15 protein-coding genes are annotated in these 12,899 nt (G+C 66.3%); 1 reads left to right on the top strand and 14 read right to left on the bottom strand.

Translation table 11 applies throughout. The annotated features are described in order from the left end of the window. From QC818_RS15045 to QC818_RS15025, 5 genes are read right to left on the bottom strand one after another with little or no spacing between them, the layout of a single operon-like run. Positions 1-2,679 (bottom strand): phage tail tape measure protein, encoded by a 2,679-nt coding sequence (locus tag QC818_RS15045; protein WP_309653679.1) that lies wholly within the window; start codon positions 2,677-2,679, stop codon positions 1-3. After that, on the bottom strand, positions 2,633-2,806 hold the full coding sequence (locus QC818_RS18400) for a GpE family phage tail protein (RefSeq protein WP_374710097.1): 174 nt from the start codon (positions 2,804-2,806) through the stop codon (positions 2,633-2,635). The genes QC818_RS15045 and QC818_RS18400 overlap by 47 nt, the downstream gene beginning before the upstream one ends. 26 nt (positions 2,807-2,832) lie before the next feature. After that, the gene (locus QC818_RS15035; RefSeq protein WP_309653678.1) at positions 2,833-3,153 is read right to left on the bottom strand and encodes a phage tail assembly protein; all 321 of its coding nucleotides are present in this window, start codon (positions 3,151-3,153) and stop codon (positions 2,833-2,835) included. 29 nt (positions 3,154-3,182) lie between these two features. Next, positions 3,183-3,695: a phage major tail tube protein gene (locus tag QC818_RS15030; RefSeq protein ID WP_253029509.1), complete on the bottom strand. Its 513-nt coding sequence runs from the start codon at positions 3,693-3,695 to the stop codon at positions 3,183-3,185. Positions 3,696-3,715: 20 nt separating this feature from the next. After that, positions 3,716-5,242, bottom strand: a complete 1,527-nt coding sequence (locus QC818_RS15025) for a phage tail sheath subtilisin-like domain-containing protein (RefSeq protein WP_309653677.1) — start codon at positions 5,240-5,242, stop codon at positions 3,716-3,718. Between the two features lie 1,101 nt (positions 5,243-6,343). On the opposite strand from QC818_RS15025, the gene QC818_RS15020 reads away from it, so the two are divergent. Further along, positions 6,344-6,946 carry a hypothetical protein gene (locus tag QC818_RS15020; RefSeq protein WP_309653676.1) on the top strand — a complete coding sequence of 201 codons (603 nt, stop codon included), beginning with the start codon at positions 6,344-6,346 and terminating at the stop codon, positions 6,944-6,946. A gap of 47 nt (positions 6,947-6,993) precedes the next feature. Here the strand turns inward: QC818_RS15020 and QC818_RS15015 are convergent, their stop codons facing one another. The 9 genes from QC818_RS15015 to QC818_RS14975 form a co-directional block, all read right to left on the bottom strand. Beyond that, positions 6,994-7,572 (bottom strand): DUF4376 domain-containing protein, encoded by a 579-nt coding sequence (locus QC818_RS15015; RefSeq protein ID WP_309653675.1) that lies wholly within the window; start codon positions 7,570-7,572, stop codon positions 6,994-6,996. An 11-nt stretch (positions 7,573-7,583) separates the two neighbouring features. Further along, a complete protein-coding gene (locus tag QC818_RS15010) occupies positions 7,584-9,008 on the bottom strand; it encodes a phage tail-collar fiber domain-containing protein (RefSeq protein ID WP_309653674.1) in 1,425 nt (474 codons plus the stop codon). A gap of 18 nt (positions 9,009-9,026) precedes the next feature. Further along, positions 9,027-9,653: a phage tail protein I gene (locus tag QC818_RS15005; RefSeq protein WP_309653673.1), complete on the bottom strand. Its 627-nt coding sequence runs from the start codon at positions 9,651-9,653 to the stop codon at positions 9,027-9,029. Then, positions 9,646-10,557 carry a baseplate assembly protein gene (locus QC818_RS15000; protein ID WP_309653672.1) on the bottom strand — a complete coding sequence of 304 codons (912 nt, stop codon included), beginning with the start codon at positions 10,555-10,557 and terminating at the stop codon, positions 9,646-9,648. Before QC818_RS15000 ends, QC818_RS15005 begins: the two co-directional genes overlap by 8 nt. Further along, entirely contained in the window at positions 10,554-10,895 is a 342-nt protein-coding gene (locus tag QC818_RS14995; RefSeq protein WP_309653671.1) for a GPW/gp25 family protein, read from the bottom strand. Before QC818_RS14995 ends, QC818_RS15000 begins: the two co-directional genes overlap by 4 nt. Then, a complete protein-coding gene (locus QC818_RS14990) occupies positions 10,892-11,443 on the bottom strand; it encodes a phage baseplate assembly protein V (RefSeq protein ID WP_309653670.1) in 552 nt (183 codons plus the stop codon). Before QC818_RS14990 ends, QC818_RS14995 begins: the two co-directional genes overlap by 4 nt. Positions 11,444-11,504: 61 nt before the next feature. Next, entirely contained in the window at positions 11,505-11,963 is a 459-nt protein-coding gene (locus QC818_RS14985) for a phage virion morphogenesis protein (RefSeq protein WP_309653669.1), read from the bottom strand. Further along, complete coding sequence (locus QC818_RS14980) at positions 11,953-12,456, bottom strand: phage tail protein (protein WP_309653668.1); 504 nt, start codon at positions 12,454-12,456, stop codon at positions 11,953-11,955. The genes QC818_RS14985 and QC818_RS14980 overlap by 11 nt, the downstream gene beginning before the upstream one ends. Beyond that, positions 12,453-12,890 (bottom strand): 3TM-type holin, encoded by a 438-nt coding sequence (locus QC818_RS14975; protein WP_309653667.1) that lies wholly within the window; start codon positions 12,888-12,890, stop codon positions 12,453-12,455. The genes QC818_RS14980 and QC818_RS14975 overlap by 4 nt, the downstream gene beginning before the upstream one ends. Between the last annotated feature and the right edge of the window lie 9 nt (positions 12,891-12,899).

The raw sequence follows: 12,899 nt of genomic DNA, 5'->3' as shown, positions 1-12,899 counted from the left end.
TCAGTCGATGTCGCGCAGCGACGAGCGTTGGCGGGCGGCGGCGCTGTGCTGGGCCTCGGCCAGCGCGCGCTGCACTTCCTGGGCGACGAGCTGGCCGATCTGGCGTTCGTCCATGCCGGGGGAGGCGTTCACCTCGATGTTGATGTCGCCCACGCTGAGGCCGCCCTGGGCTTGTGGCTCGGCGCGGGACAGCGGCGGCCGGGTGTCGAAGCGGACCGGCTCCTGCGGGGCGATCGCCGGCATGGCCGCGGCTGGCAGGCTGGCGGCGCCGATGGCCAGGCCGGCGCCGGCGCGCTTGAGGCGGTCGCCGAACGTGCCGATCTGGTGCAGCGGGGCGCCTTCCTGGCGCTGCAGGCCCAGCTGGTAGCCGTCCATGGTGAAGCCGCCCAGCTCGGCGAACACCCGGCTCGGTGAGTGGATGCCAAGCTTCTCCTTGAACCAGCCCACCACGGCCTCGGCGGTGCCGCCGATGGCGTCCTTCAGGCCCTGCCAGCGCTCGTCGATGCCGTTGACCAGGCCCTGGATCAGGTTGCCGCCGAAGCCGGCGAATACGCGGCTGGGCGAGTGGATGCCGAGCACCTCCTTGAACCAGTTGCCGACGCTGCCGGCCATTCCCCTGATGGCATCGCCGAGCCGGCTCAGCCCGCCGGTGATGCCGCTGATGATGCCGTCGATGATCGCGCCGCCCAGCCCGGTGAGCGTGGTGGGCAGCCGCGTGCCCAGGGCGTTCAGCGCCGAGGAAATGCCGCGCCACAGCAGCCCCAGCGGCGACCAGTTGGCCAGCAGGCGCATGACGCTGCCGATGCCGCCGGTGAACGCGGCCTTGATGTCGTTCCAGCGCTCGCCGAACCAGGCGCTGATGGAGTCCCAGTTGCGGTAGACCAGGTAGGCGCCGGCGGCGAGGGCGGCCACGGCGGCGACGATGCCCATAATGGTCAGGCTCACCGGGTTCATCGACAGCAGGGTGAGGGCGTAGTTGACCATGGCGATCGGGCCGATCACCGAGCCGAGCAGCACCATGAAACCGCCGCCGATGGCCACCAGGGCGGCGAGCGCCGCGGCGGCGGTGGCCAGGGTGCCGGTGAGCTCGGGGTTAGCCTTCATCCAGTTGCCGATCGCGCGGGTGATGCGGGTGACGTTCTGGATCAGCCCGCGCAGCGCACCCTCGTTGGTGTCGGTGAGGGTGATGCCGATCTCCTGCCATGCGCTGTTCAGCGACTTGAGGTCGCCGCCGATGTTGTCGGCCATGGTCTTGGCGACCCGGGCGTTCTCGCCGGCCGCCTGGGTGAGGATCTCGGTGAAGCTCTCGATGCCGGCGGCGCCCTGCTGGTTGATCAGCTCGGCCATGCCGGCGGCCGGTTCCTCGCCGAAGATGGCCTTGAGGTGCTCCATGCGCTCGGCGTTGCCCAGGTTCTCGGTGGCCTTGGCCACATCGGTGAGGATCTGGGGCACGTTGCGCATGTTGCCCCCGGCGTCCTTGATGTTGATGCCCAGGGTCTCGATGGCGCCGGCGGCCTTGCCGGTGGGGGCGGCAAGCCGCGTCATCATGGCGCGCAGCGTGGTGCCCGCCTGGCTGCCCTGGATGCCGACGTTACCCAGCAGGCCGGACATGGCCGCGGCCTCCTCGAGGGACAGGCCCATCTCGCGGGCCACGGGCGCGACGTACTTCATCGAGTCGCCGAGCATCTCGAGATCGACGTTGGCCCGGGTGGTAGTGGCGGTCAGCACGTCGCCGACGCGGCCCATCTCGGCGGGATCGAGCCCGAAGCCGGAGAGGATGTTCGAGGAGATGTCGGCGGTACGCGCGAGGTCGGTGCCGTTGGCCAGTGCCAGGTTGAGCATGTCGGCCATCGAGGCCTGGATGGCGTCCGGCGAGAAGCCGGCCATGGCCAGGAAGCCCTGGGCGTTGGCCGCCTGCCCGGCACTGAAGGCGGTGGTCGAGCCCAGCTCGCGGGCCTGCTCGCGCAGCGCCTTGAAGCGCTCGTCGTTGCCGTCCAGGCGGGTGAGGGCCTGCACGCGTGACATGGCCTCGCCGAACTCCACGCCCGGGGCGAGCATGCGCGTTCCGGCATAGAGTGCGCCGCCGCCGGTGGCCAGCCCGGCGGCGCCCGCGCCGGCCATGTTGCCCGCGCGGCTGACGCTGCGGTCGTAGCGGCGTCGCGCCTGGGCGGCCTGCTTATGCTGCTCGGCCAGCCGCTTGAGCCTGCGGCGCTGTTCCTCCACCGCCTGGCTGGCCTCCTGCATCTCGGTGGCCAGGCGCTGCTGGTCGCGGCTCAGGTTCGAGGTGCTGATGCCGCTCTCGTTGAGCGACGAGCGTAGCCGCTGGAGCTCGCGGCGCTCGTCGTCGTGGCGCCGGGAGAGCCGTCGCGCCTGCTCGATGGCCTTCTTGCGCTCGGCGACCAGGGAGGCGGTGTCGCCCTCGTGGGACTGCATCTGCTGGGAGAGCCGGCGGATGCGGTCCTGCTGCTCGCGCAGGGCCCGGGCGGTCTCGCCGGACTGGTTCTTGAGGGTGCGAAAGGAGCTGACGTTCTTCTGGACCGCCTGCAGTTGCCTGAGGCGGTCGCGGTTGTCCTTCATGGCCTGGGCGGCGTTCTGCGATGCCCGCTCGATGGCCTTGAGCGGGCGGGAGGCCTTATCGGCGGCGTCGAGGATGACTTGCAGCTTGAGATCGCGCGCCATGGGAGGCTCCGTGGTCGTCGGCGCCGCTGCGCTTGCGCGCTCGTTCGCGCCATTCCATCAGTTCGCGCAGGGAGAGATCCGCGCAGTCGGCGGGTGTCCAGTGGAAGACGATGGCCAGGTCGGCCATCGCTTCTTCCACCTGGTCGGGGAGGTTTACTCTGCTTCGCCCTTGGCCCGCTTCGTCAGCAAAAAACCGGCGATCTCGCCGCCGCACTGCACCAGATCGGCGGGATCCATCTGGCGGACCTCGGCCGCGGCCAGCGAGGGGGTGGAGATCCGCGGGATGAGGGTGATCAGCGCGTCGGTCTGCATCTGCAGCACCTCGGCCAGAGAGACGCCGCGCAGCTCGCCGGCGGACGGCTTGCGCAGGGTGAGCTCGGTGACTTCGGTCTCGCCGCGCTTGAGCGGGGTGTCGAGCTCGACGGTGGCGCTGGTGTGAGAAACAGGAGCCTGGGTGGCTTGGGGCTTGGTCATGGTTCAGTGCTTCCTTGGGTGAGGGGAGATCAGAGGCCCAGGGCCTGGCGCCGCTTGGCGAGCATGTCCTCGCCGTTGACCTTGAACACGTAGTTCGGGATGTCGATCTCGATCTTGGTGGTGCCGTTTATCGTCAGCTTGTAGTAGCTGAGCGTGCTGGTGACCTGGTGCTCGGTGTTCTCGCCGGCCTGGGCGTCGCCCATGTCGATCTCGGTGTGCCGGCCGCGCATCACCACTTCCACCGCTGCCACCTCGTCGACGTCGTCGCGCTCGTAGCTGCCGGTCATGCGCAGCATCTCAGCATCGATGCGCGAGCTGCCGAAGTTGTCGAAGATCGACTCGACCAGGCCGCCGACGGTCCACTGGCAGGTGAGCAGGCCGTCCATGCCCATGTCGATGCCGACGGTGCCGTCCATGCCGCCGCCGCGCCATTCCTCGATCTTGCGGGTGAGGGTGGGCAAGGTGACGGACTGGATGACGCCCTGCCAGCTGTCACCGTTGCTGAACAGGTTCAGGTCCTTGAGTTTCTTCGGGAGTGCCATGGATCAGGTCCCTCGTCAGTTCAGGCGGTGGCCGCGACGCGTTCGGCGAAATCGGCCAGGTAGGAATCGGTGATGCGCTGCTGGAAGCCCAGGTCCTCGAGGGGCGGCACCGGCGTGTAGTCGTAGTCGATGCGCAGCTTGCCGGCCTTCAGCGACTCCAGGGTGTTGAGCTCGTCGTTGAGCCAGGCCTGGCCGTCGACGATCAGCCCCAGGCTCTTGAGCTCGCTGAACTTGGCGTTGATGCCCTCGATGATGTCGCGGGCCAGGGAGGCGTGCATGGGCTTGTCGACCGCCCACAGGTGCGCCTCGGCGATGGTGTCGGCGAGGATCTGCGCGGTGCGGGTGTAGTTCTCGAACGGGAACAGGGACTGAGGTCCGGCGCAGGTGCGCGAGCCCCAGAAGCGGTAGCCGCCCTGGTTAATCAGCGTGGTGACGTCGGCGGCGTTGAGGATGCCGGCATCGGTGTTCGGCGACTGCAGATCCCAGAACACGTCCTTCGAGATTCCGGTGACGCCGTTCACCACCACGTTGGAGAGCGTCTTGTGCCAGCCGACCTCCTGGTCGAGCTTGGCGCGCAGGCCGAGGGCCACGGCGATCGGGCTCACCGTGACCGTGGCCGCATCGTCGGTGTCGAACGCTTCCCACTGCGGCCAGATGATCATCAGCTCGCGCGCGCCGAACTGGTCGCGGTAGGCGGTGACGTCGGTGACGGTTTCGCAGCCGTGGGCGTAGGCGTAACCGAAGGCGCGCAGCTGCTGGAGCACCGGCACCATGGCGGTGGCCACCGGCTGGGTGTCCAGCGTCGGAACGCCGATGATGCGCGGCGTGACGCCGAGCTTCTGCTTCGCGGTGAGCAGCGCTTGCAGGCCGGTGCGCTGGCCGGTCTCGGTGGTGGTGCCGATGACGTTGGCGGTGGTCTCGGCGCTGGTGCTGCCCTCGGTGACGCGCACGGCGACGATGATCGGCTTGGTTTGCTGGCCGATGGTGGTGAGAGCGTCCTTCAGCGTGCCCTGGGTGCCGGCCTGGCCGATCGCGGTATCCACGTTGGTGATCAGCGTGGGCTGGTTGAGCGGGAAGGCCTCGTCGACGCCGCCGGTCAGCTTGGTGAAGGGCTCAGCGCCGAGCACGCCCAGGCCGGACTCGCCGGCGGGCAGGGCGGCGGTGACCAGGGAAGAGGCGCCGACATGGGCGTTGACCGCAATGACGACGTCGTCGGCGGTGCTGACGAGATCGCCCTCGGCATCCGTTGCCAGGCTGACGCTGATCTCCTTGCCGGACACGCTCACGGCCAGTGCCTGAGAGGCCTCGTCGGGATCGACGTAACGCACGCGGATCTGATTGCCGGCCGTGCCGACGGCGTTGGCGGTGTAGATCACGCCGGTGTCGGCGGCGGCCTGGTCGAGCGTCAGCGCCGCGGCGGTACCGGGCGCCGCATCGGGCGCGGTGCAGACGATGCCGATGATCGCGGTCGACACCGTGCGGATGGTACGGGTGCCGTCGTTGACCTCGGAGACGCGCACCCCGTGGTGGTATTGATCGAGTGCCATGGGAGGCTCCTGCGCAGGGATTCAGCGGTTCGTGACATCACGCTGGTATCGTGCGGCGCAGGAAGGCGGTGCGTTAGTGGTTGAGGGTGTGGGCGAGGGGGCTTACACCCTTGGCTTGCGGCAACCACCGCTCAGTCGAGCCAGGCCAGGAGAACCGGCTCGGCAAACCAGGAGAAAGCCCCCAGTGCCGCCAAAAGGATCGACAAGCCAAGGCAGAACCGGATGAACGGCGAAGCCGGTAGCTCGATCTTGAGCCAGAGCCATTGGATCGAGGCTCTCCCTGATCTACGATGTGCCATGCAATAACCCTGTGTTGAAGGCGCGCCAACGCCTAATGCATTCAAAGCCCCGGTTGCCCCCGGGGCTTTTCTATTTCTTCCCTAAGTCATCTGGTGACCGATTATCTCGCACCCCTCCACGCTGTGCTGGGTGTCGTCGGCTCCCATCATGGTCAGGTAGGGGCAGGCCTGACAGGTCCTGGTACCGAGAATCGTCAGGGCATCATAGGGCCCTGGTTCCCCAGCCTGGGTATAAGGCGCTTTACTACAGCACCTTGCTGCATGGTGAGAGGTGCTGTCGTTGTCGCAATGCCCATATTGACCTTGGGGAAGACCTCCAGCAGGTTGAAGGCGGTGAATTTGGTCCTCTTCGATGGATCTCCTCCCATTCTGCCAGCGCGGATTGTCGGTTCCGTGAGTAGCCCGTTGTGAAGCGACGGCCTACAACGATGAGGCCCGCCATGCGGTGGGGCACGAATAGGGTTATCTGCACGAACATGGTCTCGACCATGGCCGCCATGGATTGATCGGTGGGGCGATGCTTTAGGTCAGGCCCTGATCATTTCCGCTGAGACTTGGCTATGCCCACCAGGCCGATCACCGCCGTGGTGACGGTGCGGATCGGCCGGGTGCCTTTGTTGACCTACACAACGCGCACGTCGAGGTAGTAGTCCTGGGCCATATCGGGTTCCTTCGCAGGTGAGCATGACTGTGATGGCTTTTCTTGCGCGGGAGCGGGCGGGACTCTAGCGGTGGGCGTTGTGGATGGGCAAACTACAACATTCTGGGAAATCTTTGATCCTCAACTGAGGGGGAGTTTGAAATGCCAAGGATTGCAATTCTGGCTGTCGCACTTCTTTCATATATTTATTGTGTTGGGTATGCATCGTTCTTTTTATATTTTGGCGTTGTTGCCGGGGATGCTTGGTGGATAAACATTCCTCCTGAGGATCTCTTGGTAAGAGGTGTTTTTTCTCTGATGTTTACAAGTGCTAAGTACGGATTTTTTATTTTTTGCATGTTTTTGGTGATAATGCTTTACCCTAGAGGATTTAAGTTTCTTTATGAGAGGTTGTGTGTAAGGTTTGAGGTTCTAAAGAATAGGGTGGTTCAAGGAATTCTGGCTCTTGTCGCTATAGGTTTATTAGTTATAGGGTTCTCTAAGGTCTTCCTGGATTTGTTTGATCAGGAGAGAAGGGGAGTTGCCGATATGCTAGATAGTGAGGAGGTTGATACTGTTTGCATGAAATCTGGGGGTGGGTGTTTCGAAGGAAAGGTTCTTTATAGTACTGATAAGGGGTATGTGGTCTATGTGGGTAATGTTCAAGACGGAGCACTGAGGTTGATTCCTGATTCAGTGGTTAGTCATATTGACTTGGGGTGGTCTGAGTGGGGTAAAGAGGCTGTTGTTGAGCTTGTTGAATAAGGGAAATCAGCATGCCTGTATGTTGAATGGTCATGCTGATTGAAAAGTTACCAGCTGATCTTTTTTATTGTCGAAATATCACCCTTTTCAAAAGCCTGGTCAATCTCATCCTTGCGGTCCCAGCTGCGCTGCAGGAGGGCCTTGTAGTGGGCCAGGGCCGCGTCGGTGAGGGCGATGGTCTCGTCCGGCGTCATCGGGTAGCGGGTGTTCGAGAGACCGCGGAACTCCTGGACGGCGCCGGTCTCGCCGGCGGCCTTGAGGTCGCGGGCCTCGATCGCCAGGCCGAGCAGGTTCTGGCGGTCCTCGGCGAGCATCTGCACCGTATCCTCGGTGCCGTCGGGCATGGTGTAGGGCATGCCGGCGGCGAGGGCATCGGCCAGGGCGGTGGCGATCGCCGACCGCTGGCGGGCGACGAGGGCATTGATCCCCGGTGGCGGGATCTCAATCCATGCCGGATGGCCGTCGGCGTCAGCACCGCGCCTCATGCCAGCGGGCGGGGTTCCTTTGTAAGCCTGGTAATCCGCGTCGCTGACCTTCACGGCGTCATCTGGCCAATTCCCTGCGGCGTCGTAGGCTTTTCGGCGTCGCTCGTCATAGAACGCATTGTTCGCTGCGCTGTAGTGCATGATTATTCTCCTTAGTGCCCAATGCCCAATACCACAATACGGCCGCCGCCCATCGCGTTGCTCTCGGTACTACTGCCGGTGACCGAGACTGTGGTTGCTCCATAGCTGTTTATGCGCATGGCATAGACGGGCCCCGACCCATAATCGTTGGCCACGGCGACGCAACACTCTGTGGGAAAAGCGATAGGCCAAGCCGCACTGACTGAGCTTCCACTTTCTATGTCAGGGCGCATCCACTGAATGATGAGGCCGCCCAGCCATGCCGGGAGCCCTATATACCCGGAAGAACCGCCCTCAAAAGAGAAGCCGAACAGCATCTTCTTGGGGGTCACGACAACAGTATCGTTTGTAGCGTCCAGCATCTGGGCGTCCGTCGCGACCCTGAACATTCCCAATAGTGATTCGGTGCCCTGCTTGACCCAGTTCCACAGCTTCTTCGCTGTGATGGCCTTGGTATCATCGCCCCCGCCATCCGTCGTGGCTTGGCTCGCTAGCGCGATGCCGCCCTTGCTCTGCTCGCTCGCAGCAGGCAAGCGCTCGACTGGCACGGTGCCTGCGTTCAGGTTGCTGGCACTTCGGAAGTCGACCCACCCATCTTCCCAGACACCACTATTCTTGCGGCGCTGGAAGAATTGGGGGTTACTGCCCCCAAATACAATTTGGTTGTACTGCCTGCCATCGTAGATAGACAGCATGACACCATACGTCGCTCCAGGAGGAGCGTTGACAGGCGGGATTGATGACCAAGAGTAAATAACACCGTCGGCTTCAATATCGTTCAGGTCGTCCGATCCTCCCAATTGGACGCTTTTGCCCAGCCCGTACTGGTGGATCGCGGCAAGGACGCCGGCTAAGTGAGCCCCGCGGTCGGTTCGCGTGCCCGCCTTGTGCTCTTCCGTCGTTCCGTAGCGGACCATGCCCTGGGCGCTCTCCGTCGCCTCCGGGTGGTTGCGACTTTGCTCGTGCTCGTCCCTCTCCTGGTCGACGTATTCCCGAGTGGCCAGCACCACGCTGGGATCGACCTTGAGCGTGACCGCTCCAGTGTCGCTGACCTCGAGCACGAAGCGCACGGTCTGGGTACGGGAGCTACCCTCGGCCAGTACCGGCTTGTAGGTCTCGGGGTAGTTGCCGATGCCGATCAGGTCGCCGTCGACGTCGAAGATGCCGATCTCGCGGATGGTCCAGCCGCCGACGTCCGGTGGGAGCACCTGCTCGACCACGATCCAGGACGGATTGTCGGGATCGGTATCGCTGGTGTTGATGGGTGCGCGGCGCAGCTCGTTGATCAGCGACTCGGCGCTGCTGTCCGGGGTGGGCAGGCTGCCGTTGCCGTCGCCGACGGCCAGCTCGGTGATCTCGATGGTGTCGCCCAAGGCCACGGCGTTGGCCAGCTTGGCCTGGCCGGTGTCGGTGAGCAGCGTATAGAACTGGGGCATGCGGGGCTCCTCTCGCGTTCAGAGCGGGTAGACGGTGGCGATGTCGGTGCTGTCGGTGGCGGCGCCCACATGGAACAGCCCGACGACCTGGGTTTCCTCGGCGACGTACGGCAGCACGGCGGTGACGTCGCCGTCGTAGGTGGCGGCGGCCAACCAGGCGGTGCCGCGGCTCTCGCCGGCGAGGTCGAGGCCGCTGACGTGGCGGGTAAGCGGCTTGGCGTCGTCGATCAGCCGCTCAAGCTCGCCGTACATGGCCTCGGTGATGCCGGTGTCGAGCACGCCGATGCGCAGGGCGAAGGTGCCGCGCTCGCCGGGAGGCTCGGTCTCCCACCACTCGACGACCTCAAGCAGGTAGCCCAGCGGTTCGACGACGCGGCGCAGGGCCGAGATGGTGCCTTTGCGCTGGTGGACGTAGAACGCCGAGGCGATCACGTCCCTTTTCGCGGCCTCGCTCCAGGTCGGGTCCCAGCGGTCCACCGAGAACGCCCAGGCGAGGTACGGCAGCAGATGCGCCGGGCAGGTGGCCGGCCGCCACAGGTCACGCAGCGGCACCGGCACGCGCTGGATCTCGGCCAGGGTCTCGGCGGCGGCGCGCTCCAGGGGCGAGGCGTTGGGCGGCAGCAGGGGCGTCCGGCTATCAGGCATCGCTGCCTCCGATGGTCACGTTGATCCCGGTGCAGTGGGCGGCCTGGGTGTCGTCCAGGACGACGTCGGCGGCCGGTGTGGCCAGCTCGACGCGCTGCACGCCCTCGACGTGCAGCGCGGCATGGATCGCGGAGATGCGGATGTCGCGGCCGATGCGGCGCTGGGCGGTGACGTAGGTCGTCAGGGCGGCCCGGGCCGCGGCGAGGATCGGCTCTTGTTCCGGCCCCGGGTAGACGTAGAGGGTGGCGTCGACGCTGTAGTCGATGATCTCCGCCGACTGCACGGTGAGGCGGTCGCCCACCGGGCGCACGTCCTCGGCGGAAAGCGCGGCGTCGACGATGTCGATCAGCGCCTGGCTGGCGGCGCCATCGCCCTCGGTGCTGAGCAGCGTGACCAGGGCCTCGGCCGGCGCCGGGCTGGTGGCCGTGGCGTCGGCGACCCGGCCGTCGGCGCTCAGCGCATGAAACTCGTAGGCGGCACGCGGGCCGGCGACGCTGAGCCCCTCGAACGCCCGCTGGGCGCGCAGGCGCAGGTCGGTGTTGGTTTCAAAGGTGGGCGGTACCGGCGGAGTGGCGTCGGGGTCGCCGGGGTCGATCTCAAGCCGCTCGACCTCGAAGTTGGCGACGAGGTTGTCGAGGTCCTCATCGTTGGCGTGGGCGATCATCACCGCGCGGGCGGCCTCGTTGACCCGCTGCCGCCAGACCAGCTCACGATAGGCGTTCTCCTCGAGCAGGATGGTCAGCGGCTCGCTCTCGAGCTCGAGCGTGGCCTCGACCTCGGCGCGCCGGCTCTCGCCGACCCGATCGAGCAGGGCGGACTTGCGCTCGGCGAGCACGGTCTCGAAGTCGAGGGCCTCGACGATGTCGGGCGCGGGCAGCTGGGAAAGGTCGATCGTGCCGCTCATGCGATCGGCACCTCGAAGGACACGGCCTCACCGGTGTCGGCGAGGCGAGCGGTTATGGCGAGGTCGAGCCGGCCCGGGCGCACGGTGGAGGCCGTGCGGGTGATCTGCTGCACGGTGATGCGCGGTTCCCACTTCATGATGGCGACGACGCTGGCCGAGTACGCGCGCAGTGCCGTGGCCTCGTTGAGGGGCTGGTCGATCAGTTCGGGCAGCAGGCTGCCGTAGTCGCGGCGCATCACCCGCGAGCCGATCGGGGTGGTGAGGATGTCACGCACGCTATGGCGGATGTGCTCGAGGCGCTCCAGGCGGCGGCCGCTGTCTGGGTTCATGCCGGTCATACCGGGCCTCCGCTCTGGCCGCTGCCGGGCACCACGCCGGTGTGCGGGTGGTCGTGGCCGACATTCTTGCCGTTGTGGGCCAGCGTGCCGCCGTCCTGGGCGTAGCTGCCGGCGCGGGCCATGTCGCCCAGGTGGTCGATGTCGCCCTTCCAGGCCGTGCCGCCGGGCGCCTCGATCTCGATGCGGCCGGGCAGCCGGATGCGCAGCACGCTGTCCTCGTGGTCGTACTCGAACAGGCCGCCGTCGGGGAACAGCCGGCGGCACAGGGCGGCCAGGTCCGCCGGGGCGGGATGGGTGTCGGAGAACAGCCCGGTCAGGACGACGGCGCCGGCGGGATCGCCGCCGGGCGAGAGCACGATGACCTGCTCGCCCTGGGTGGGCGGGTCCCAGTCTCGGGTGGTGCCGGCGCGGCCCTCGATCCAGGGCAGCCAGCCGGTGAGTAGCTCGCCGGATCTCACGCGCACGCGGGCGGCCGCATGGTCCACCTGGGCGATGGTCCCGGTACGGATCAGGTTGTGAATCAGGCGGAGGAGCTCGGCGATATTCATGCCGCTATCGTGCGGCGGTGGCCTGGGCAGGCGAAGCGGTGCCGGGTGTGGGGTGGCGGACTTACACCGCGCCCAGGTGGTTCAGCAGCGAGTCGAGAATGAGCTCGCGGTCGGCCTCGGTGAAGCCGAGCAGTTCGCGCTGCGGATACTCGATGGTCGGGCCGTCACGGTCGACCCGGTCGCGCAGGCCGTACTGGTGCGTTTTGGCGAGCCGGGCGACGTTGCCGAAGAAGCCGACCACGGCGGTATCGCCGCGGGTGGTGGCCTTCAGCCACTTGGCGGTGGAGAGCTTGCCGAACATGGCCTGGCGGCGGATGGCGCCCTGACGCGCGCGCCACTTCTGCGGCTTGCGCGGGGCGTAGGGCGTGCCGTCGGGGTTGGTCTGCGCCTTGATGCGCTCGCGCTGGCTGCGGCGCAGGTCGCGAGCGACCGAGCGGGCCAGGCGGCGGCGCTCCTTGGTCTCCAGCCGCGCGAGTAGCGGGGCGACCCAGTCCTCCAGGGCCTGCAGGTCATCCGCCATCGTTGGACGCCTCGCCCCATTCGGCCGCCAGGCTGTAGCCATCGTCGGTATTCGTGTCCCGCGTCAGCAGCTGCCAATGCTGCGATATCGGGCAGGCGTCGAGCTCGAAGCGCGGGAGGGCGCGATCGACCCGGATGGTGCCGGCCTCGCAGTCCACCTTGGCGATGACGCGCTCGGTGAGCCGCACGCGCAGGGCGAGATCCACCGAGCGGTTGTTGAGGATCTCGGCCTCGAAGCTGACGGCCTCGCCGGGATCGACATCCGGCTGGTACTCGGCGAGCCACTGCAGCAGCGGGATCATCACCGTATCGAGCTCGTCGGCGAAGTTGGTCAGCACCAGCTGGGCGGCGTAGCGGTACTCGTGGGACAGGTCGCGCCCGCGGCGAAACTCGACGCTGCCTTCCTCGACGAAGGTGAGCAGCCGATCGGGATCCCGGGCCAGCGTGGGGACGGCGCCGACCAGGTGGGTGCGCAGCAGGTGCAGCTTGTTCATTGTGCGTCGACCTCATCCATCAGCCGGCCGCGACGGCCGCGCAGGGTTCCGGCGATCTTCTCGCCGGAGCGTCCTGCAATGTAGCCGCCAACGCCCAGGGTCATCAGATCCCAGAGCTGCTCGGGCAACTCCAGCTGCAGGCCGACGCCGAACATGGCGCCGAGGTAGGGGGCGAGCAGGTAGTTGTTGGCGACGATGGCCACGATCACGGTCATCAGCAGCGGCCGCCAGTTGCGCTGCAGCCAGCTCTCACCGGTGGCCTCGGCCAGGATGACCTTCATGCGCGCCTGGAGAGCGGCGTCCTGCTGGTCGATCAGGCGGCTGCGCAGTTCGGCCTTGAGCTTGTTGGCCTGGTCCTTGTCGGTGACGGCCTGGTCGATGACCTCCATCACCGGGCCGGCGACGGTACCGAGGATATTGCCGATCAGGTTCATGCGGCGTGC

It is taken from the genome of Halomonas koreensis (assembly GCF_031451675.1).
Lineage (GTDB): Bacteria > Pseudomonadota > Gammaproteobacteria > Pseudomonadales > Halomonadaceae > Halomonas > Halomonas koreensis.
Note: the sequence above shows the minus strand (reverse complement) of the source record. Positions and strands in the feature narration are given on the sequence as shown.